We start from the raw sequence: 21,687 nt of genomic DNA on the forward strand, positions 1-21,687 counted from the left end.
ATCAGGTGTCCGCCCAGCCCTCGAGCGTGCTCCGAAGAGACTTCGGAGCCTTTGGGCAAGCCTGCGAGGACCTTTAGAACGCCGCCTCGTCCAGCTCCATCAGGTCCAGCTCCACGCCCTCGGCGAGCTTGCGCGCACCGGTGACGCCCGGCAGCACGTTCGCGGCGAAGAACTTCGCGGCCGCGATCTTGCCGGTGTAGAAGGGCTTGTCCTTGGCGGAGGCGGTCGCCAGCTTCTCGGCGGCCACGGCGGCACCGCGCAGCAGCAGGTAACCGACGACCACGTCGCCGGAGGCCATCAGCAGGCGAGTGGTGTTCAGGCCCACCTTGTAGATGTTCTTGACGTCCTGCTCGGTGGCCGCGAGGTCGGTGAGCATCAGCCCGACGATGGCCTCCAGCTCGACGGCCGCCTTGGCGAGCTGCTCGCGGGCGGTGGACAGCTCCTCGCCGCCGGTGCCGAGCGCCAGGAACTTCTTGATGTCCTCGGCGAGGGAGTTCAGCGCCGCGCCCTGGTTGCGGACGATCTTCCGGAAGAAGAAGTCCTGGCCCTGGATCGCCGTCGTGCCCTCGTACAGGGTGTCGATCTTGGCGTCGCGGATGTACTGCTCGATCGGGTACTCCTGCAGGAAGCCGGAGCCGCCGAAGGTCTGCAGCGACTGGGCGAGCTGCTCGTAGCCCTTCTCGGAGCCGTAGCCCTTGACGATCGGCAGGAGCAGGTCGTTCAGCGCGTGCAGGGCGCTGACGTCCTCGCCGGCGGCCGTCTTGACGGCGATCTCGTCCTGGACGGCCGCGGTGTGCAGCACCAGGGCGCGCATGCCCTCCGCGTACGCCTTCTGCGTCATCAGCGAGCGGCGCACGTCCGGGTGGTGCGTGATGGTGACCTTGGGCGCGGTCTTGTCCATGAAGTTCGCCAGGTCGGGACCCTGGACGCGCTCCTTGGCGTACTCCAGGGCGTTCAGGTAACCCGTCGACAGCGTCGAGATCGCCTTCGTGCCGACCATCATGCGGGCGAACTCGATGATGCGGAACATCTGGCGGATGCCGTCGTGCTTGTCGCCGATCAGCCAGCCCTTGGCAGGGTGACGGTCGCCGAAGGTCATCTCGCACGTGTTGGAGGCCTTCAGGCCCATCTTGTGCTCGACGTTCGTCGCGTACACGCCGTTGCGCTCGCCCAGCTCGCCGGTCTCGAAGTCGAAGAGGTACTTCGGGACGAGGAAGAGGGACAGGCCCTTGGTGCCGGGGCCGTGGCCCTCCGGCCGCGCGAGGACGTAGTGGAGGATGTTCTCCTCCATGTCGTGCTCACCGGAGGTGATGAAGCGCTTGACGCCCTCGATGTGCCAGGAGCCGTCCTCCTGCTGGATCGCCTTGGTGCGACCGGCGCCGACGTCCGAACCCGCGTCGGGCTCGGTGAGCACCATGGTGGAGCCCCAGGTCTTCTCGACCGCGATCTGGGCGATCTTCTTCTGGACCTCGTTGCCCTCGTCGAAGAGGATGCCGGCGAACGCCGGGCCGGACGAGTACATCCAGACCGCCGGGTTCGCACCGAGGATCAGCTCCGCGTACGACCAGATCAGGGACGGCGGGGCGGTGGTGCCGCCGATCTCCTCGGGCAGGCCGAGGCGCCAGTACTCGGAGTCCATGAAGGCCTTGTAGGACTTCTTGAAGGACTCGGGCACGGGCGCGGTGTTGGTCTCCGGGTCGAAGACCGGCGGGTTGCGGTCGGCGTCCGCGAAGGACTCGGCCAGCTCGTTCTCCGAGAGGCGCGTCAGCTCCTCGAGGATGCTCTTGGCGGTGTCCGTGTCCATCTCCGCGAACGGGCCGGTGCCGTACAGCTTGTCGCGCCCGAGCACCTCGAAGAGGTTGAACTCGATGTCGCGGAGATTCGACTTGTAGTGCCCCATGGCGACGGCTCCGTTAAAGGATCGGCGAGGCACTGACTCCTCGCATCTAGTTCACGTACCAACAAGTAGCTACGATGATGCTACCCGTCAGTAATAAGAAGCAACCCCTGTTGGCCCATATGTGGCCCACTACTCTTTGGGGCATGTACGGCTACGACCAGAACGCGGGCGCCCAGGGCTATGTCCCGCCGCAGCAGCAGATGCCCGGGCAGATGCCGGGTGCGCAGATGCCCGGCGGGTACGGCCAGCAGCCCCCGCTCTACCCGGAACCGTCTCCACCGTCCCTCGCGGACGCGGTCCGCGCCTTCACCACGGGGTCGATGTCCGCGGAGGACTTTCAGCAGGTCTTCGCGACCTCGAAGGTGTACTGCCCGCGCGGCGACAACCCCGGATTCCTGGCGCTGCACAACACCCAGCAGCCGGTGATCCCCATGTTCACCTCGCTCAAGGAGCTGCGCCGGTACGCCGGCAAGGAGTCCAAGTACTTCGTGATCACCGGCGCCGAGGTGATCGACCTGCTGCCGACCGGCTACGGCTTCGTGCTCGACATGGAGGGCGAGCACCGGATGGTCTTCGACGCCAAGGCCGTGGAGCAGATGGTGGACTTCGCGATGCGCCGTATGTACGGATAGGCGCTGTATGCGCGGCTAGGGCCGCTCTTGTACGACATCCCGGACGCCCGGAGGGAATGCCCTCCGGGCGTTCGTCGTTACGGGTGGCAGAAAGTTCAATGCTCAACTAAACTCCGAGCACAAGGAGGTACCGACATGCCTGCAGTGACCGTCGAGAACCCGCTGACCCTGCCCCGTGTGGTCGCGTCGGCCGACGCCGTGGCCCGTCCCGTGCTCGCCGTGACGACCGCGCCCAGCGGTTTCGAGGGAGAGGGATTCCCGGTCCGCCGCGCGTTCGCCGGGATCAATTACCAGCACCTCGACCCGTTCATCATGATGGACCAGATGGGCGAGGTGGAGTACGCGCCCGGAGAGCCGAAGGGCACCCCCTGGCACCCCCACCGCGGCTTCGAGACCGTGACCTACATCATCGACGGCATCTTCGACCACCAGGACTCCAACGGTGGTGGCGGCACCATCACCAACGGTGACACCCAGTGGATGACCGCGGGCTCGGGCCTCCTGCACATCGAGGCCCCGCCGGAGTCGCTCGTCATGTCCGGCGGCCTCTTCCACGGCCTCCAGCTGTGGGTGAACCTCCCGGCCAAGGACAAGATGATGGCCCCGAGGTACCAGGACATCCGCGGTGGCACGGTCCAGCTGCTGAGCACCCCGGACGGCGGCGCGCTGCTGCGTGTCATCGCCGGTGAGCTCGACGGTCACCAGGGCCCCGGCATCACGCACACGCCGATCACCATGGTCCACGCGACCCTGGCGCCCGGCGCCGAGATCACACTCCCCTGGCGCGAGGACTTCAATGGTCTGGCGTACGTCCTCGCCGGTCGCGGCAGCGTCGGTACGGACCGCCGTCCGGTCCACACCGGCCAGACCGCCGTGTTCGGCAAGGGCGGCTCGCTGACCGTCCGCGCGGACGAGAAGCAGGACTCCAACAGCCCGGACCTGGAGGTCGTCCTTCTCGGTGGGCAGCCCATACGTGAGCCCATGGCCCACTACGGCCCCTTCGTGATGAACACCCGCGAGGAGCTCCAGCAGGCCTTCGAGGACTTCCAGAAGGGCCGGCTCGGGACGATCCCGGCGGTGCACGGGATGTCCGAGGGCGCGCTGTAAGCCTCCGTCAGGTGAGTCACGGGAAAGCCCCGTCCGGTGGAACGGACGGGGCTTTCCCGTGCGCGCGTGGAACGGACGGGGCCTTCCCCGGCGCGCTTGCGCTTCGGCATGCCCGCGCGGGGCTCGGCGGGTAGCTTGTCGGACAGACGTGTCGGCAGGGTCATCGCATCCCGGCTCCTCCCTTCCGGGCCACCCCAACTCACCTGCTAGGAGCGCTCCATGCTCACCTCGACGAACGTTCCGGGCGGGCCGAACTGGCTCGACCTGGGGACACCGGACATCGACGCGGCCGTCGCTTTCTACGAGGGCACGTTCGGCTGGCAGTTCCAGTCCGCGGGACCGGAGGCCGGCGGCTACGGCTTCCTGCAGAAGGACGGCAAGACCCTGGCCGCCGTCGGCCCGCTGACCGAGGAGGGGGCGTCGTCCGCCTGGACGGTCTACTTCCGCACCCTGGACGCCGACGCCACCGCGAAGGCCGTGGAACAGGCCGGCGGCTCGGTCCGCTTCCCGCCCACGGACGTCTTCACCGAGGGGCGGATGGCCGGCTTCACGGACCCTACGGGCGCCGAGTTCGCCGTGTGGGAAGCCCGGGACATGGACGGCCTGGAGGTCGTCAACGAGCCGCGCACCCTCAGCTGGATCGAGCTCTACACCACGGACGCCGCGGCGGCGAAGGACTTCTACCGCACGGTCCTGTCGTGGGACGCGCGGGACATGCCCATGGGCCCGGACATCGTCTACACCATCGTCGGCCCCGAGGGCGGCGGCGAGGCGACCATGCACGGCGGCATCATGCAGCTCCCGGCGGAGCACATGCAGCGCGGCTCGTCCTCCGAGTGGCACCCGTACTTCGAGGTCGAGGACTGTGACACCGTCGTGGCCAGGGCCCAGGAGCTGGGCGCGACGGTCATCATCCCCGCGGTCGACGCCGAGGGTGTCGGACGCCTCGCCATGCTGCTCGACCCGTTCGGGGCGCCCTTCGCCGTGATCACGAGCGCCACGCCCTGAACCGAAGCGCGCAGCACCAGTCGCTGACGCTGTGTCACCCGGGCGGGCCCTCCCCACAGGACGGCCCGCCCCGCGCGTGCTCGGGTGGAAGCGTGCAGCTACTCCCCGAAGGCGCCCGGCGGCTGGCCGCGTGGTGTGTCGTGCTCCTGCTCGTCGCCGGTGTGGCGTGGGTCGGGATCCGGCTGTGCGGGCAGCTTCGTACGGCGGTGGTGCCGGTGCTGCTCGCCCTGCTCGGGACCGCGCTGCTCAGGCCGCTGTTCCGGCAGCTGGTGAAGGTGCGGGTCAACCGGTCGCTCGCCGCCGGGCTCACCTGTGTCGCCGTGGTCGTGGTCGTCGGCGGCGCCGTCTACATCGTCGTCGCCGCGCTCATCGACACGGGCGACCAGATCGTCGCCTCGCTCAAGCAGGCGGCGAAGTCCGTCGCGGAGCACTTCGGGGCGGCGGGCACCTCCCTCGACGATCTCGCCTCCAACTCCAAGGACCTGCTGACCAAGTTCGGCGGCACGGCCGTGTCCAATGTCATCAGCGGCGTGAGCGTGGTGGGCGAGTCCATCGCCATCGCCGTACTCGCCCTGCTGCTCGTCTTCTTCTTCCTGCGGGACTCGCACCGCGCGGGCGACACACTCCGGTCGCTCGCGCCGCGCGGCACCGCCGACACGGTCGAAGCCATGGCCCGGCGCGCCTTCCGGGCCGTCGAGGGGTTCATGCGCGGGACGACGCTCATCGCGCTCATCGACGCGCTCTGCATCACCATCGGGCTGCTGATCCTGCGCGTCCCGGGCGCCGCGGGGCTGGGTGCGCTCGTCTTCGTGACCGCCTACATCCCGTATCTCGGCGCGTTCCTCTCCGGCTCGGTGGCCGTGCTGGTCGCGCTCGCGGACCGGGGGTTCGTCATCGCGCTGTGGGCGCTCGGGGTCGTCCTCGCCGTGCAGGTCCTGGAGGGGCATGTGCTGCAGCCGATGATCCAGAGCCGGACGGTGCAGATGCATCCGGCGGTGGTGATGCTCGCGATCACGGGGGGCGCGTCCGTCGCCGGAATCCTGGGCATGCTGCTCGCCGTCCCGCTGACGGCTGCCGCGTTCGGGGTCCTCTCCGAGCTGCGTACGCGTTACGCCCCGCCGGACGGTTCGGCGGGCTCGTAGAACTCGAACCAGATGCTCTTCCCCTCGCCCCGGGGATCCACGCCCCACGACTCCGCGAGGAGCTCCACGAGAACCAATCCCCGCCCGGAGGACGCGAGTTCGCCGGGATGGCGCCGGTGCGGCAGGTCGTCGCTGGCGTCGGTGACCTCGACCCGCATCCGCCGCTTGCCCGGATCGCCGGTCACCTCGGCGACGAGCAGCGCGTCGGCGTCGGTGTGCACGAGGACGTTGGTGACGATCTCCGAGACGAGCAGGACCGCGGAGTCGAGCTGGTCCTCGGAGGCCCAGTCGTGGAGGAGTTCCCGCAGCTGCTGGCGGGCCCCGGCGACCCGCTCGGGCTCCGCCTGCGCCACGGTCAGCATCGTGCGCCGCATCGGCGGCCGCACGGCCGTGACCGTGTCGCCGCAGCCGCAGCCCGGCGCCACCCGGCACAGCAGCAGTACGGCGATGTCGTCCTCGCGCCGGTCGGCCAGCGGTCCGGTGGTGTGGTGCGAGGAGGGCCCGTGCACGGCCTGGACCAGGGCGTCGGCGAGGGACTCCATGTCGCCGTCGTGGGACTCGAGGGTCCGGCGGATGCGCCGCCAGCCGGTTTCGAGGTCGTGGCCTCCGGTCTCGATGAGCCCGTCGGTGCAGATCAGCATGGTTTCGCCGGGCTCCAGGACGAGCCGGGTCGTCGGGTAGTCGGCGTCCGGGTCGATGCCGAGCGGCAGCCCGCCCGCGGTCGGCCGCATCAGCACGGTCCCGTCGGCCATGCGTATCGCGGGGTCCGGGTGCCCGGCGCGGGCGATGTCGAGCGTCCCGGTCGCCGGGTCGACCTCGACGTACAGGCAGGTCGCGAAGCGCAGGTCGGCGCCGTCGCCCTCCTCGCTGCCCGCGCCGCCGTTCGTACCGCCGCCGCTCGAGCCGTACGTCACCGAGTCCGTGACCCCGTACAGGAAGCGCGAGGCCCGGGAGAGCACCGCGTCCGGGCGGTGGCCCTCGGCAGCGTACGCGCGCAGGGCTATGCGGAGCTGGCCCATCAGGCCGGCCGCGCGGACGTCGTGGCCCTGGACATCGCCGATGACGAGGGCGAAGCGGCCGGTCGGGAGCGGGATCATGTCGTACCAGTCGCCGCCGACCTGGAGGCCGCCACCGGTGGGCACGTAGCGGGCGGCGACGGTCATGCCCGGGATCTCGGGGCCCAGTGTGGGCAGCATCGAGCGCTGGAGGCCGTCGGTCAGCTCCCGCTCGGTCTCGGCGGCTCCGGCCCGCGAGAGGGCCTGCGCGAGCATGCGGGCGACGGTCGTCAGAACCGAGCGCTCGTCGGGCGTGAAGGTGACGGGGTACGTGAAGGCCGCCATCCACGCGCCCATGGTGCGCCCCGCGACGGTGAGCGGCAGGAACGCCCAGGACTGGCGGCCGAAGTGCTGGGCGAGCGGCCAGGAGACCGGGTAGCGCTCCTTGTACTCCTCGGGGGAGGAGAGGTACACGGCACGGCCCGTGCGGACGACTTCCGCGGCCGGGTAGTCCGTGGCCAGGGACATGTGGGTGAAGGGCCCCTCGTCCCCGGGCTGCTGTCCGTGGTGCCCGATGACGGTCAGCCGCTCGCCCTCCGCGCCGAAGACGGCGAGCCCGTCCGGCGAGAACCCCGGCATCGACAGGCCGGCCGCGACCCGCAGTACCTCCGTCGTGGACCGCGCCTCGGCGAGCGCCCGCCCCGCGTCCAGCAGGAACGCCTCCCGCGAGCGGCGCCAGTCGCCGGTGACGGGGGTGCGCGCGGCGGCGCCCGGCGGCTGCTCGGTGACCTCCTGGAGGGTGCCGATCAGCTCGTACTCCCCGGTCTTCGGGTCGATGATCGGCTTGGAGCGGCTGCGGACGGTGCGGATCACCCGGCCGTGCTCGTCCATGATCCGCATCCGGGCCTCGGCGAGGGTGCCCTCGGCGACGGCGAGCTGCACGACCCCGTCGATCTCGTTCCAGTCGACGGGATGGAAACGGGCGCGTGCGCCCGCCTCGGTGAGCGTGGTGTGCTCCGCGGGCAGCCCGATGAGCCGGGCGGCCTCGGCGTCGAAGGTGACCAGCCCCGCGGCGTTGTCCCAGCGCCACAGGCCGGTCGCGAGGGCGGCCAGGACGTCCCCCACGGCGGGCAGGGGCTCACCAGTGCGCATTGCCCCACTGTATGAAGAGGTGATCGATACCTGCCACCGAGAGTATGGGGAGTGGCGATCTTGGGGTGCCCGGTACCCTTGGGAGGTCCGGGCCTCGGCCCCGACGTTTCACGTGAAACAGACCCGGATGAGCAGATCCGGATCATCAGCCCCCAATCCGCGAAGACTGGATGAACGACGATGCATCGGTACAGGTCCCACACCTGCGGCGAGCTCCGCGCCTCTGACGTCGAAAGCGACGTCCGGCTGAGCGGCTGGCTGCACAATCGCCGAGACCTGGGTGGCATCCTCTTCATCGATCTGCGCGACCACTACGGCATCACGCAGCTGGTCGCCCGCCCCGGCACGCCCGCCTACGAGGCCCTCGACAAGCTCTCCAAGGAGTCGACGGTCCGCGTCGACGGCAAGGTCGTCTCGCGCGGCGCGGAGAACGTGAACACGGACCTGCCCACCGGCGAGATCGAGGTCGAGGTGAGCGAGGTCGAGCTGCTCGGCGCGGCCGCCCCGCTCCCGTTCACGATCAACGCCGAGGACGGGGTCAACGAGGAGCGGCGCCTGGAGTACCGCTTCCTGGACCTGCGCCGTGAGCGCATGCACCGCAACATCATGCTGCGTACGGCCGTGATCTCGGCGATCCGTCACAAGATGACGGCGCTGGGCTTCAACGAGATGGCGACGCCGATCCTGTCCGCCACCTCCCCCGAGGGCGCCCGCGACTTCGTCGTGCCCTCCCGCCTGAACCCGGGCAAGTTCTACGCCCTCCCCCAGGCCCCGCAGCAGTTCAAGCAGCTGCTGATGATCTCCGGCTTCGACCGCTACTTCCAGATCGCGCCCTGCTTCCGCGACGAGGACGCGCGCGCGGACCGCTCGCCGGGCGAGTTCTACCAGCTCGACGTGGAGATGAGCTTCGTCGAGCAGGAGGACGTCTTCCAGCCGATCGAGAAGCTCATGACGGAGCTCTTCGAGGAGTTCGGGAACGGCCGTCATGTGACGTCCCCCTTCCCGCGCATCGCGTTCCGCGAGGCGATGCTGAAGTACGGCTCCGACAAGCCGGACCTGCGGGCCCAGCTGGAGCTCGTCGACATCACCGACATCTTCGAGGGCTCGGAGTTCAAGGCCTTCGCGGGCAAGCACGTCCGCGCGCTGCCGGTGCCGGACGTGGCGTCGCAGCCCCGGAAGTTCTTCGACCAGCTCGGCGACTTCGCGGTCTCGCTGGGCGCGAAGGGCCTGGCCTGGGTCCGTGTCGCCGAGGACGGCTCCCTGACGGGCCCGATCGCGAAGTTCCTGACGGAGGAGAACGTCGCGGAGCTGACGAAGCGCCTGTCGCTGTCGGCCGGCCATGCGGTCTTCTTCGGCGCGGGCGAGTTCGACGAGGTCTCGAAGATCATGGGCGCGGTGCGGGTGGAAGCCGCCAAGCGCGCCGGTCACTTCGAGGAGAACGTCTTCCGCTTCTGCTGGATCGTCGACTTCCCGATGTACGAGAAGGACGAGGACGGGAAGATCGACTTCTCGCACAACCCCTTCTCGATGCCGCAGGGCGGCCTGGAGTCCCTGGAGACCCAGGACCCGCTGGACATCCTCGGCTGGCAGTACGACATCGTCTGCAACGGCGTCGAGCTGTCCTCCGGCGCGATCCGGAACCACGAGCCCGAGATCATGCTCAAGGCCTTCGAGATCGCGGGCTACGAACGTGAGACCGTCGAGGAGCAGTTCGCCGGCATGCTCCGCGCCTTCCGCTTCGGCGCCCCGCCGCACGGCGGCATCGCCCCGGGCGTCGACCGCATCGTCATGCTGCTCGCGGACGAGCCGAACATCCGCGAGACGATCGCGTTCCCGCTCAACGGCAACGCGCAGGACCTGATGATGGGCGCGCCGACGGAGCTGGACGAGACCCGTCTGCGGGAGCTGCACCTCTCCGTGCGCAAGCCGCAGCCGAAGTAGTTCTTCGTGTGAGGGCGGCCCGGAACCGGTGTCGGTTCCGGGCCACTTTCGCGTGAGCACGCAAATCACAGTCCTCACCCACGTCATTGACAGGTACCGTCCCTAGCGTCCGGCCCATGACTGAGACCCAAGGACCGGCGCACAAACGGAACATGACGCGACGCAAGGTCGTCGTCGCAGGTGGAGCGGCCGTCGCGGCCGTGGGCGTGGGCGGCGGCATCGCCGTGAACGCGTTCGCGGGCGAGACGAGCACCGACACCTCGTCATCGTCGTCGAGCGCCGAGACGTGTTACAAGCTCACCACGGAGACCACCGAGGGCCCGTACTACATCGACGCGGACAAGATCCGCCAGGACATCACCGAGGACCAAGAGGGCATCCCCATGACCCTCGAGCTCAAGGTGATCGACGCGGAGACCTGCAAGCCCCTCAAGAACGCGGCCGTCGACATCTGGCACTGCACGGCACTCGGCGTGTACTCCGGCTACGAGTCGATGGGCAGCGGCGGCGCGGGTGGCGGTGGCACGCCGCCGTCCGGTGCTCCCTCCGACGCCCCCTCGGGCACGCCCACGGGCGAGCCCCCGTCCGGCGCGCCCTCGGGCGGCACCGGCGGCGGCCACTCCGAGCCCACCGACGACGAGCGCTACCTGCGCGGCACCTGGAAGACCGACAAGCACGGTTACGTCACCTTCAGGACGATCTTCCCGGGCTGGTACCAGGGCCGCTGCGTGCACATCCACGTGAAGGTCCACGTGGACGGCGAGTGGACCTCCGCCGGCTACGAGGGCGGCCACACCTGCCACACCGGCCAGCTCTTCTTCGCCGAGAAGGCGGTCCTGGCCTCGGCGGAGGTGCCCCCGTACTCCACGAACACCACCACCCGCACGACCCTCACCGAGGACACGATCTACCCCCAGAACGGCCACGAGGGCGGCCTCCTCTACCTCAAGTACAACAAGAACAACATCGCCAAGGGCGTCCACGCCCACCTGACGATGGGCGTCGCCCCGGACGAGACCCACGACAGCACGGACACCCAGCCGAGCACGTCGGCGTCGGCGAGCTGATCCTCGTACGGACTTGACACGAGGGGCCCGGAACCAGCCCGGTTCCGGGCCCTTCCCCATGCCCTCTTGGTTGTCCTGCCGCTCAGATCACCTTGAGCAGGCCGTTGCCGCCCAGCAGGACCAGGGTGCTCTGGGTGAGGCCGACCGAGGAGGGCAGGATCATCCTGCTGCCCGTGGTCGTGGGGCGTGTGGAGGCGCCGGGCAGGACCCAGACCGCGCCGAGCGAGAGGTTCTCCCCGGATGCGCTGATGAAGAGCTCCGGCTTGCCGTCGCGGTTGATGTCGGCGGCCGAAACCGTGGTCCCGAAGAAGTCGTCGGTCTCCGAGCTGCCCGGCATGCCGGAGGTGTTCTGCGTGATGGTCTTCCGCCGGGTCGTCGTGAGTCCGGACGCGGATCCGTACAGCACGACGACCGCACCGGCGCTTTCCTTGCCGGACACGTTCGCGCCGGGAGCGGGCAGAACGGCGTCGCGATACCCGTCACCGTTGAAGTCGCGGGGAACCGGCCCGTGCACGGCGGCGGCGGGAGCGGCGGGCAGCAGCGCGCCCCCGACCACCCCGGCCAGCACGATCGCCGCGGCTCTCCACCAGCCTCTGGTTCTGGTCATGCGAGCATGTGTCATGTGAGCCCCTCCGCCCCAGGCGCAGCACCTGTACGCCGACATCACGCGGGGATTGTAAAGCGCCCGGGGCCGTGTGCTCCGGGCGCTCCGCTCATTGCTCAACCTGGGGGTCAGAACAGGGACTTGTCCCCGGAGCCCTGACAGTCAAGGCGAGGGTTCCTGTACGTGTCCGGGCTCCGCCGCGAACAGGTCCTCCGCGCGAGCGACTGTTCCGGCCCGGTCGAGCCAGTCGTTCAGACGGTCGAGGTCGGTGCATGTGGTGATGCGTTCGCGGACGACGTCGGAGATGGGGAGGCCGCGCACCTCCAGGACACGCAGGATGCCCTTGGCCTCTCCCCTCGCCTCACCTTCGAGGAAGGTCTTCTCAAGCAGTGTGCCCCGGCCGGGGAAGTAGTTGACGAACGTCACGATGTTCCTCCATTTGTCTCCGGCGGGGGATGCCCCCAGGGCGCTGTCCAGGAACTGGTAGAAGTAGCTGGCGGCGTCCGGGTCCATACCCGCAAGGGCACGGCCCAGTGAGTCCAGTATGCCGTCGACGTCGGGGCTGTTGGCGTGTGCCAGGGCGGAGAACGCGGCCATCGCGGGCTTCTCGGCCGCGGTTCTCTCGTCGGCGATCACCGGGAGGTTGTCCGGCCCGACGACGAGGGGGTACGTCCGCTGCGCGGTCCAACCGCGGGCTCCGCAGTCGAATGGACCGGCTGCCCATTTGGTGGTGGCCCGGTCCCGGCAGACGACGAGAAGCAGTACGGGCAGGCCGTATTTCGCTTGGAGATAGGCGACGTAATAGGGCCAGCTCGACTCCTTCTTGCGGTCTCGTCGTTTCTGCGCCTCGACGGCGAGCAGGAAGTCGTCCCCGTCGGAGGGCCCGACACGCAGCACGGTGTCGATGTGCCGGGCCATGGGCTTGGCCTCCGTGGCGTCGGTGGCTACCGCGTAGACGGCCGCCTTCTCGGGTAACTCGATGCCCAGCAACCCGAACACGGGAGTCAGGATCTCGGGCCGCTCCTGGAAGATCCGGTGCATGCCCTCGTGAGCTGATGTGACCATGTGCGCAACCTAGGTGGATCAAGGGCCAGGGCGGCCGGCCGATGTGGGGCGTTCACTCTTTCGAGATGGGAAGGAACGTTCACGCCGTCGCGGCCAGTTCGCACCAGATGTACTTGCCGGTGCCGACGATGTTCTTGGTGTCCCGTTGGGGGACCCAGCCCCAGGTGTCGGCGCAGGTGCGGACCAGGGTCAGGCCGCGGCCTGTTTCGGCGTCCGGGGTGGTGGGACGGGTCGGGTGCGGTGGTGTGGGGTCCGCGTCCCAGACGCCGATGCGGAGGGCGCCGTTTTCCGCGCGGAGTCTTATCGCGGCGGGGCCCTTTGTGTGTTGTACGGCGTTGGTGACCAGCTCGGTCGCCAGCAGTTCGGCGGCTTCCGTGAAGTGGGGGAGGCCGTGGGCGGCGAGGATCAGGCGGAGCGTGCGGCGGCAGATCGTGACGGCGCGGGGGTCGTTGGGGATGTAGAGGGTGTACTCCCAGGGTTCGTGGTCGGTGGGTTCTCCGTTTTTGGGCATGCGGGACTCCTGGTCAGGGAGGGGGAGTTGGGGGCAGCTGTGGGTTTCGGGCGGTGGCATGCCGCGCCCGTCATGGCGTGACGGGGCGGTGCGCTTCCGGTGGCCCCGGGGTTCCGCAGCGTGTGCGTCGCGTCACTGACGGTAGGGCATTAATTTCTGCCATCGCAAGCCGCTCGCGTAATCTGACCCCGGACGAGGGAGACCAACCTGTCCTCGTGGAGGGCCTGTTGAGAGGAAGAGGCGCGCATGCCACCGAGGAATCAGCCGACCGCTCGCCAGGTCCGTCTCGGCACTGAGCTGCGACGGCTGCGGGATTCCGCCGGGATGACCGCCCGGGAGGTGGCCGTGTTCCTGGGGTCGACCTCGGCGCAGATGAGCCAGATGGAAGCCGGGATCGCAGGGGTCAGCGAGGAGCGTCTACGCAGGCTTGCGGCTCACTACGCATGTGCGGACCTGGCGTTGGTCGACGCGCTGGTCGCGATGGCGACGGATCGTACGCGCGGGTGGTGGGAGGAGTACGCGGACGTGCTGCCGCCCGTTTTCCGAGACCTGGCGGAGTTGGAGCATCACGCCCGCTTCATGCAGGTGATCGCCACCGCGCACGTGCCTGGTCTGCTTCAGACGGAGGAGTACGCCCGAGCTGTCCTCGCGTACCGGGTTCCCGAGCTCCCGGATGGCGAGATGGAAGCCAGGCTGACGCACCGTATGCGCCGCAAGGTGGTCCTCTCCCAGGAGGGAGCCGTGCCGTACGAGGCGGTGGTGCACGAGTCGGTACTGCGCACCCGTGTTGCGGATCGGCGAGTGGCCCGCGCTCAACTTGAAGAGCTGCTCCGGGAGTCGGAGCGTCCGAACGTCACGGTGCGCGTGATTCCGTTCGACGTCGACGGATTCGCCGGAGCCAGCTCGATGATGTTGTACGTGGGCGGTCTGGTGACGGCGTTGGACACCGTCCAACGGGACGCTCCGTACGGCTCGGCCTTCCTGGACGCGTCGGCCCAACTCCTAGCCATGCGAACACTCTTCCGTAAGGTGGAGTCGGTATCCCTTGAGCCCGCCAAGTCGCGGGACTTCATGCACCATCTGGCGAAGGAACTGTAAGTCGTGATCCAGTGGCAGAAGTCCTCGTTCTCCGGTCCAGGAGACGGTAACGAGTGCGTGGAACTCGCCCACGGCAACGGCACGTTGCTGCTCCGCGAAAGCGATGAGCCCGCCCGAATACTCCCCGTCTCCCGAGACGGCCTCGCCGCCCTGCTCGAGCGGATCCACGCGGAGCGGCCGTGACCGACGACGAGTTCGCCCGGGTTCTCGACACCGTCCTTCGGGACCTCCGCGCCCAGTGCTCCGTACAGCCCGACGTACGCGCGCCCGAAGACGACTACCCCGGCCTCATGCTCTACGCCCCCGACGGCTCCGGCCAGGGCGTCTACTGGGGGCCGGACAACCGGCCCGGTGTGCGGCTCGCCGAGATCGCGGATCAGGTGCAGGGCTGGGCCGTGGAGGCCTTGTGGGGCGAGGGCGAGCCGGCGGTGTGGCCGCGCTGCCCGGCCCATCCGGACTCGCATCCGTCGGCCGCGACCGTCGTCGAGGGTGTGGCGGTGTGGGTCTGCCCGAAGACCGGGGTGAGCGTGAGCCCTATCGGTGAACTTCCCCCACGGGGGGACACCGTCCGCGCCCCGTGACGGCCTCGTCCCGGCTCTGTGACACCAGGAGTTCCAGTGCTGCGGTGGGACGACGCCGTTGCTACGGTCCCGCTCCGGGGGCGGCCGATTGGGCCGCCTGTGACCAGGGGGGACGTCCCAGATGAATGCCAACCGCCTCAGACCCGCCGTGCTCGCGCTCGCGGCCGTCGCGCTGACCGCCGCGCTCACCGGATGCCAGGAGGACAGCTCTGCCACCGGCGTCGGCGGGGCGCCGAGCGCGGGTGCCACGGCCACCCCATCGCCGGGCACGACTGCCGGGAAGCCCGACGCGACGCCGGGCGTGCGCACCACGGACACCTCGTCGCCCGGTGCGGCCGGCGGCGGCACGCCCGCCGCGAAGCCCGCCGCCAAGACCACTGGATCAGCCGCGACCGGCGCGGCCGCCGCCGACTGTGCCGACGAGCCGCCGAGCCCGGACCACGTCGATCCCGACGAGATCGCCGTCTACCGCGTCGAGGAACTCGACGGCAGCACCGGGAAGGTGAACCTCGTCATCGAGCACGGGGCTTGGGGATGCCCGGACAAGGACACCGACGGCGCGCCCTTCGTCGTCACGGGCGAGGACAGCCGCTGGGCTCTCGACCAGGCCGCGTATGTCACCGCCACCAACCCCATCACCGACAGCAGTGAGAACCAGCGGATCGGCGTGCAGGAGCTGATCGACTGGATCAACGCTCACCCCGACTCCGGCCTGGTGTTCAGGTATGAGACAGGCGACGACGGGGCCATCCACCGCCTGGAGCAGGTCTTCACGCCCTAGCCGGTGCGGCACGCAACAGGCTGGATTCCTCGATGAGTTGAGGGGAATCAGCTCAGGCGAAAATTCCGGCAACCTTCTCCCTCCCCGCGACCACTGATGAGTCGGAAGCCCCGTTCACCGGGGCTCCGCACGCACCGCACGTGCCCCACAAACACGTAAGGACTCATCCGTGGCATCCCCCTCCCACCGCCGGTCCCTCCGCACGCGCCGTACCGTCCTGGTCGCCGGTGCCGCCGTGGCGGCCACCGGGCTCGGTGCCGTCGCCCTGGTGATGAACGCGAACGCGGGTTCCGTCGACCTGTTCCACCAGACGCTGCCCGCCAAGGACGGCTGGGCGGCCTCCGGCTCCGGGACGACCGGTGGCACGCAGGCCGACTCCGCGCACGTCTACACCGTCAGTACCCGTGCCCAGCTGGTGAAGGCGCTGGGCAGCAGCACCAACTCCACGGCGAAGATCATCCAGATCAAGGGCACCATCGACGCCAACACGGACGACTCGGGGAAGAAGCTGAGCTGCGCCGACTACTCCTCGGGTACGGGGTACTCACTGGCCGCCTATCTCAAGGCGTACGACCCGTCCACGTACGGCCGCTCCAAGCTGCCGTCCGGTACGCAGGAGACCGCCCGCGCCGCCGCGCAGGCCAAGCAGGCGAAGAACATCGTCTTCAAGGTGCCGGCCAACACCACCATCGTGGGCGTGCCGGGCACCAAGGCCGGGATCACCGGCGGCAGCCTCCAGGTGAAGAGCGTCGACAACGTCATCGTCCGCAACCTCACCTTCTCCGCCACCGAGGACTGCTTCCCGCAGTGGGACCCGACGGACGGCGACGACGGCAACTGGAACTCGGCGTACGACGCCGTGACCCTGCGCGGGGCGACCCACGTGTGGGCGGACCACAACACCTTCACCGACGCGCCGGACTTCGACAGCGCCAACAAGAAGTACTACGGCCGCGAGTTCCAGATCCACGACGGCGACCTCGACATCACCAACGGCTCCGACCTGGTGACCGTCGAGCGCAACCAGTTCACCAACCACGACAAGACGATGCTGATCGGCAGCAGCGACACCGACAGCACCGGCAAGCTGCGCGTCTCCATCCACCACAACGTGTGGAAGGGCATCATCCAGCGCGCGCCGCTGGCCCGCATCGGCCAGATCCACGTCTACAACAACTACTTCGACACCACGACCCTCAACGGGTACGCGCCCCTCTACACCATCAACTCCCGGGCCAAGGCCCAGGTGGTCGCGGAGGACAACTACTGGAAGGTGCCGACCGGCGGCAAGGTCGCGAAGCTGCTGAGCGGCGACGGCACCGGTTCGGTCGCGGGCAGCGGCAACCTCGTCAACGGCACGACGACCGACCTCGTCGCCGCGTACAACGCCGCCAACTCCAAGAAGCTGAAGACGACGGTGAACTGGACGCCGACGCTCACCGCCGGCCTCCAGACCTCCGCGAAGAACCTCCCGACGGAACTGGCGACCACGACCGGCGCCGGGGTGCTGACCTCGTAAGAAGCGTCCAGGGGCCCGGGACGGCTGGTCCGTTCCGGGCCCCAACGGTCAGCCGCCCAGGGCCCAGGGCATGACGTCGACCGCGAACGGGCTGCTCAGGTGTCGTACGTGCCGTCCCACGGCTCGCCGAAGCCGAGGCGGTCCGGGTAGAGCTCGGCCCAGGCCTCGCCCTCGTCCTCTCCCGTCACCAGGCCGAACAGCACGCCGTCGACGGTGAGCTGGAAGGGACGGATCGCGATGTCCGTGTAGGAGCGGCGAGGGAGGCTGCGCAGGAGCTTCGCCAGGTGGACGCGGGCGCGGGAGAGGACCGAGTCGTCGCCGTGCGGGTTGCGCTGCTGTTCGGCCCAGGTGCCGGCACACCAGATCTCCGAGTCGCGGTAGCGGCCTGCGGAGTCGAAGGTGTGGAGCACCACGTAGAGGCGCTTGTGCTCTTCCCAGCCGTCGTCGGGACGGAACCCTTCGGGGAAGGCGTACGTGATCGACGCCAGGAACTGACCGTCCGCGTACCGGCCGATGGTCTCGGTACGGTGCTTCGGCTCGTAGGCGATCGGGATGACCTCGGGGACTGGGACTGCCATGGCGGAAACCATACGGGTGAACGGGGACATGCCAGAAGTGGGGGCCACCCCCCGACCGGCTGCCGCGAGGGACCGGGAACCGTTCGTTGCCGGCGTCGGCTTCGGCGTCGTGGTTGCCCGCACGAGGACGAGGGCGCCCGGGACGTGGAGTCCCGGGCGCCCTACGGCATGTGAGGTTCCTCAGCCGAGGAACTTGTATCCGCTCCACCCGGTCGCGATCTTCGTACGCGAACCGAACGACCCCTTGCCGTCCCCGCTGTTGCGGTACAGGTTGCCGCTGGTGTCGCGGGAGACCAGGTCGGCCTTGCCGTCGTCGGTGATGTCGCCGACGCCGACGACGACGTTGTAGGAGCCACCCCAGTCGGTGAACAGCTTCACGCGGGCGGCGAAGGTGCCGTCGCCCTTGCCGTCGTAGCGGTAGAGGGTGTTCGCGGTGTCCTGGGCGAGCAGGTCGGCCTTGCCGTCGCCGGTGATGTCGCCGACGCCGACGATCTTCTTGTAGCCCTTCCAGTTGTCGTAGAGCTTCACGCGGGAGGCGAGCTTGCCGTCACTCGTGCCCTTGTACAGGTAGACGGTCCCGGTCGACGCGCCCCGCGCGATGAGGTCCGGGCGGCCGTCGCCGCTCACGTCACCGGGCGAGGTGAGCGCGTTGTACTGGGTCCAGCCGCTGGTGGCGAGGGTCGTGTACGACGTCGACGGCGTGACCGCCTTGCCGCAGCCCGGCTTGTACAGGCGCAGCGCCCCGCTGCTGTAGCGCACCAGGACGTCGTTGCAGCGGTCGCCGTTCAGGTCGCCGAAGGGGATCGCCGTGATGGTGGTGGCCCAGCCGGTGCCGGTGTACTTCGAGTTGAACTTGCCGGTGCCGGTGCCGCTGTGGAAGGTGAGGCCGCCGGAGGAGTTCAGGGTCAGCAGGTCGCCGCGGCCGTCCGGGCCGTCGGGGCTGACGAAGTCGTGGCGTACGGCCGCTCCGCGGGAGAGGAAGCCCTTGCCGGTGGCCACCGTGACGGGGGTGGAGGTGCCGGTGCCGGTCGCCTTGAGAGTCCAGGTGAACTGGCCCGTGGGGAAGTAACTCCCGCCCACCGCCTTGCCGTACCAGTTCGTCCCCACCCATGCCTTGGCCCCGGCGCCGGTGACCGTGTCGGTGGCCCTGCCGGTCGCGCCGCTCTGGACCGAGGTGAAGGTCACGGACCAGGAGTTGACCGGGCGGGACAGCAGCCAGGAGCCCACGAAGGGCGTGTTCGGGTCGACGTAGCTGGGGGCGTGCGTCTCGAAAGACGTCACGGTGGACGGGGCGACGCCGGTCCTGGCGACGTGCGTCTGCTCGTACGCGCCGATCCAGGCGACCAGACCTGTGTACTCGTCCACGGTCCAGCGGTTCCGCCGGTCGGCGGCCAGGCCGGTGTCGGGGACCCCGGAGGCAATGACGCGGGTGGTACTGGTGGCTGCCTCGGTCAGGACCAGCTGGTCGGTGGCGTGGTCGTGGCGGACGGTGAAGCCGTCGCCGAGGAGCACGTCACCGGGGGTGACCGAGCGGGACGTACCGGCCTTGGAGTCGTACACGCCCGCCGAGTTCGTGCCGCACGCCCAGTAGACCCAGCGGCCCGCCGCCTGGAGTTCGCTCGGCACACAGGCGAGGCCCGGGACCGTCACCGTGGCGAGGGTCTTGTCGGTGATGAGGCTGTACGAGGTGAGCTGACCGGCGGTGGTGGTGGCGCTCCAGAGGGTGGGGCCGTTGAGAGCCGCGGCGCGGATGGAGCGCTTCAGCCTCTGGCCCTGCCCGAACTCGCCGACGTACTGCATCGGGGTCGAGCCGCCGGAGTTGTAGACGGCGTAGTTGTCGGAGACATCGACGATCGCGCCCTTCTCGGTGTGGAACTCCAGGGGGTTGGCGCCGATCGCGACCAGCCGGTCCGCGTTCGACAGGCCGCTGCCGCCCTCGTCGCCGTCGTCGTACGTGTCGAGGTAGACGTCCCTGGGCCCGTTGCCCAGGTTGCCCCACATCGCCGAGCAGGTGGTGCCGATGTAGGGACACTTGGGGCTGATCGAGCCGCTCTCCGTGGCGGTGGTCGCGGTCAGCCGGCCGCCGACGTTGTCGATGGTGCGCCACGAGGTGGTGTCGGAGGCGCTGGACGGGTCGTCCTCCGCGACGCGCAGGCTGCCCCGGCTGAGGGCGAGCCCGGTCTTGGTGTTCTCGTACGGGGCGACCTTGAACAGCTTCTCCAGCTGCGGGACGCCGTCCGCGCCCGGGGTGACCCGCTGGATCCACCAGTCGCTCGCGCTCGTGCCACCCGTGACGAGGGCGGCGCCGTCGGGGGTGGCCAGCGGGGTGCCGTACGCCCTCGTCAGCAGCGTGCGGGCGGAGCCGTCGGTGAGGGAGACAGCGGTGACGCCGCCGGACGCGGTGAGCACCAGCCAGTGGCCGACGAGGGTGGGGTAGCCGCCTGTGGTGGCCCCGGCGGCCACCGGGACCGTCTCCTCGGCGGTGAGGTCGGCGCGGGGTTTGAGGTGCAGGCCGGCGGAGGCCGTGTACCAGCCGACGCGGTCGTCGGTGAGGACGAGTTCCGGCTCGCTCTGCAGGCCGGTGAAGACCTCGGTGAACTGCGCGGTGGCGAAGTCGAGGTAGCTGACGGTGTACGAGTCGACGTCACCGTTCTCGTCGTTGACGGCGTAAGCCAGCAGGAAGCCGTTCTCGTCGCCGGTGCGCGGGGTGCTCCGGTTCCAGGACCCGCCGGTCGGGTAGCCGGTCACCACGCGGTCGCGCTGTTTGCCGTCGACGAGGTCGACGAGGTGCAGCCAGTGGCCGTCCAGCTGTTCGGCGTCGACGACGCCGTTCCACTCGACCGTGACGAGCGTGTTGCCGTACATGCCCACGTAGTCGGCCGACTGGCTCAGGTCGACGGTCCGCAGCGCGCTGCCGTCCGGCGTCCACAGCGACACCGGGTCGCCGTAGGTGGCGTGCGGCAGCGCCACGGTGTCGCCGGCCTGCCCGTACATGCCCGATGCGCAGCGCACGCTGATGTCGTAGCAGGTGGTGGTGGTCGGCTTGTACACCCCGGACGGGCCCTCGACCGTGACGGTGGTGCCGTCGTCGTAGTCCGTCCACAGGAGTCCGGCGACGCCCGCCTGGCGGTGCAGGAATCCTGTCTCGCCGGCGGCGAGCAGCCGGTCGCTGCGCGGGGTGTCGAGCTGCGGATCGTCCAGGACGATCTCCGTCGTCCCGGCGGCGGCGGTGGCGGTCGTTGTGGCGGCCTGCGCGGCGCCGCCGCCGTCCGGAGTGCCGGAGAACAGGGTGATGGTGGCCGCCGCTACGGCGACCGCGAGTGCGGAGACGAGGGCGGTTGACCCGCCCCGTCTCAGGGCGTGTCTGCCCACGTGAAATGTCCCTCCCCGCGAGGGCCCCCGCCCTCGCACAAGTGAGCGGATGCTAGCAAGGGTTGGCAGGGATCTAGCGGGGAGGGCTGGCGGTGCGCGGTGCTACTTGGCCACGTACTGCGTGAGGATCGCCTGGACTTCGTAGATGTCCACGCCCTTGGTGAAGGTCTTCTCCACGGGGGCCGCGGTGCCGGAGATCCAGATCTTGAGCTCGGCGTCGAGGTCGAAGGTGCCGGCGGTCTCCACCGAGAAGTGGGTGATGCTGCGGTACGGGATGGAGTGGTATTCCACCTTCTTGCCGGTGATGCCCTGCTTGTCGACGAGGATGAGGCGGCGGTCGGTGAACAGGATGCTGTCGCGTATCAGCAGATACGCGGCGTGCACCTGCTCGCCCTGACCCAGCAGGCGCGCGAAGTCCTGCTGTGCCGAGGCCGGGTCGATGGTGCTCGCGTTGCCGAACAGTGCCATGGATGAACCCCCCACTCAGTGGACTCACATGTCCACTCAAGTCCCAGTAAGCCAATGGCTTCACTTGATCTTCGCAATGTATACAGCCTGGGAGAGGGTGTGCACAGAGGAGCAGGGGGTTCCGCATGGTGCCGCTGTTGCCTTGTGAGGTTCCGACGCCGAGGGC

Annotated in this window: 19 protein-coding genes; 11 read left to right on the plus strand and 8 right to left on the minus strand. The window is 69.3% G+C overall.

Going from position 1 to position 21,687, the window contains the following annotated elements; genetic code table 11:
* Positions 1-73: 73 nt before the first annotated feature.
* Positions 74-1,900, minus strand: coding sequence for an acyl-CoA dehydrogenase (locus AB5J53_RS24870; protein WP_369247863.1), 1,827 nt, complete (start codon positions 1,898-1,900; stop codon positions 74-76).
* 143 nt (positions 1,901-2,043) lie between these two features.
* Between AB5J53_RS24870 and AB5J53_RS24875 the strand changes: the two genes are divergently transcribed.
* The 4 genes from AB5J53_RS24875 to AB5J53_RS24890 all read left to right on the plus strand — a co-directional run bounded on the left by AB5J53_RS24875 (position 2,044) and on the right by AB5J53_RS24890 (position 5,789).
* Positions 2,044-2,532, plus strand: coding sequence for an SseB family protein (locus AB5J53_RS24875; protein WP_369247864.1), 489 nt, complete (start codon positions 2,044-2,046; stop codon positions 2,530-2,532).
* A 135-nt stretch (positions 2,533-2,667) separates the two neighbouring features.
* Positions 2,668-3,639 (plus strand): pirin family protein, encoded by a 972-nt coding sequence (locus AB5J53_RS24880; protein WP_369247865.1) that lies wholly within the window; start codon positions 2,668-2,670, stop codon positions 3,637-3,639.
* Between the two features lie 219 nt (positions 3,640-3,858).
* A complete protein-coding gene (locus AB5J53_RS24885) occupies positions 3,859-4,647 on the plus strand; it encodes a VOC family protein (protein WP_369247866.1) in 789 nt (262 codons plus the stop codon).
* 92 nt (positions 4,648-4,739) lie between these two features.
* Positions 4,740-5,789: an AI-2E family transporter gene (locus AB5J53_RS24890; RefSeq protein WP_369247867.1), complete on the plus strand. Its 1,050-nt coding sequence runs from the start codon at positions 4,740-4,742 to the stop codon at positions 5,787-5,789.
* Here the strand turns inward: AB5J53_RS24890 and AB5J53_RS24895 are convergent.
* Complete coding sequence (locus tag AB5J53_RS24895; protein WP_369247868.1) at positions 5,756-7,936, minus strand: SpoIIE family protein phosphatase; 2,181 nt, start codon at positions 7,934-7,936, stop codon at positions 5,756-5,758. The genes AB5J53_RS24890 and AB5J53_RS24895 overlap by 34 nt on opposite strands.
* A gap of 180 nt (positions 7,937-8,116) precedes the next feature.
* Here AB5J53_RS24895 and aspS point away from each other — a divergent pair, with 180 nt between their 5' ends.
* Both aspS and AB5J53_RS24905 read left to right on the plus strand, forming a co-directional pair.
* Positions 8,117-9,877, plus strand: coding sequence for an aspartate--tRNA ligase (gene aspS / locus AB5J53_RS24900; RefSeq protein WP_369247869.1), 1,761 nt, complete (start codon positions 8,117-8,119; stop codon positions 9,875-9,877).
* 116 nt (positions 9,878-9,993) lie between these two features.
* On the plus strand, positions 9,994-10,944 hold the full coding sequence (locus tag AB5J53_RS24905) for an intradiol ring-cleavage dioxygenase (protein ID WP_369247870.1): 951 nt from the start codon (positions 9,994-9,996) through the stop codon (positions 10,942-10,944).
* A gap of 82 nt (positions 10,945-11,026) precedes the next feature.
* Here the strand turns inward: AB5J53_RS24905 and AB5J53_RS24910 are convergent, their stop codons facing one another.
* From AB5J53_RS24910 to AB5J53_RS24920, 3 genes are all read right to left on the minus strand, one after another.
* A complete protein-coding gene (locus AB5J53_RS24910) occupies positions 11,027-11,551 on the minus strand; it encodes a hypothetical protein (RefSeq protein ID WP_369247871.1) in 525 nt (174 codons plus the stop codon).
* A gap of 159 nt (positions 11,552-11,710) precedes the next feature.
* Complete coding sequence (locus AB5J53_RS24915) at positions 11,711-12,613, minus strand: hypothetical protein (RefSeq protein WP_369247872.1); 903 nt, start codon at positions 12,611-12,613, stop codon at positions 11,711-11,713.
* 79 nt (positions 12,614-12,692) lie between these two features.
* On the minus strand, positions 12,693-13,124 hold the full coding sequence (locus tag AB5J53_RS24920) for an ATP-binding protein (protein ID WP_369247873.1): 432 nt from the start codon (positions 13,122-13,124) through the stop codon (positions 12,693-12,695).
* A gap of 246 nt (positions 13,125-13,370) precedes the next feature.
* Between AB5J53_RS24920 and AB5J53_RS24925 the strand changes: the two genes are divergently transcribed.
* From AB5J53_RS24925 to AB5J53_RS24945, 5 genes are all read left to right on the plus strand, one after another.
* On the plus strand, positions 13,371-14,222 hold the full coding sequence (locus AB5J53_RS24925; RefSeq protein ID WP_369247874.1) for a helix-turn-helix domain-containing protein: 852 nt from the start codon (positions 13,371-13,373) through the stop codon (positions 14,220-14,222).
* 3 nt (positions 14,223-14,225) lie between these two features.
* The gene (locus tag AB5J53_RS24930) at positions 14,226-14,405 is read left to right on the plus strand and encodes a DUF397 domain-containing protein (RefSeq protein ID WP_369247875.1); all 180 of its coding nucleotides are present in this window, start codon (positions 14,226-14,228) and stop codon (positions 14,403-14,405) included.
* Positions 14,402-14,803: a hypothetical protein gene (locus AB5J53_RS24935; protein WP_369247876.1), complete on the plus strand. Its 402-nt coding sequence runs from the start codon at positions 14,402-14,404 to the stop codon at positions 14,801-14,803. Before AB5J53_RS24930 ends, AB5J53_RS24935 begins: the two co-directional genes overlap by 4 nt.
* A 121-nt stretch (positions 14,804-14,924) precedes the next feature.
* On the plus strand, positions 14,925-15,584 hold the full coding sequence (locus AB5J53_RS24940; protein WP_369247877.1) for a hypothetical protein: 660 nt from the start codon (positions 14,925-14,927) through the stop codon (positions 15,582-15,584).
* Between the two features lie 169 nt (positions 15,585-15,753).
* On the plus strand, positions 15,754-17,103 hold the full coding sequence (locus tag AB5J53_RS24945; protein ID WP_369247878.1) for a polysaccharide lyase family 1 protein: 1,350 nt from the start codon (positions 15,754-15,756) through the stop codon (positions 17,101-17,103).
* Between the two features lie 95 nt (positions 17,104-17,198).
* Here the strand turns inward: AB5J53_RS24945 and AB5J53_RS24950 are convergent, their stop codons facing one another.
* From AB5J53_RS24950 to AB5J53_RS24960, 3 genes are all read right to left on the minus strand, one after another.
* The gene (locus AB5J53_RS24950; RefSeq protein ID WP_369247879.1) at positions 17,199-17,681 is read right to left on the minus strand and encodes a hypothetical protein; all 483 of its coding nucleotides are present in this window, start codon (positions 17,679-17,681) and stop codon (positions 17,199-17,201) included.
* A 180-nt stretch (positions 17,682-17,861) separates the two neighbouring features.
* Positions 17,862-21,053: an FG-GAP repeat domain-containing protein gene (locus tag AB5J53_RS24955; protein WP_369247880.1), complete on the minus strand. Its 3,192-nt coding sequence runs from the start codon at positions 21,051-21,053 to the stop codon at positions 17,862-17,864.
* A gap of 102 nt (positions 21,054-21,155) precedes the next feature.
* Positions 21,156-21,521, minus strand: a complete 366-nt coding sequence (locus AB5J53_RS24960; protein ID WP_369247881.1) for a PH domain-containing protein — start codon at positions 21,519-21,521, stop codon at positions 21,156-21,158.
* Between the last annotated feature and the right edge of the window lie 166 nt (positions 21,522-21,687).

It is taken from the genome of Streptomyces sp. R41 (assembly GCF_041053055.1).
GTDB lineage: Bacteria > Actinomycetota > Actinomycetes > Streptomycetales > Streptomycetaceae > Streptomyces.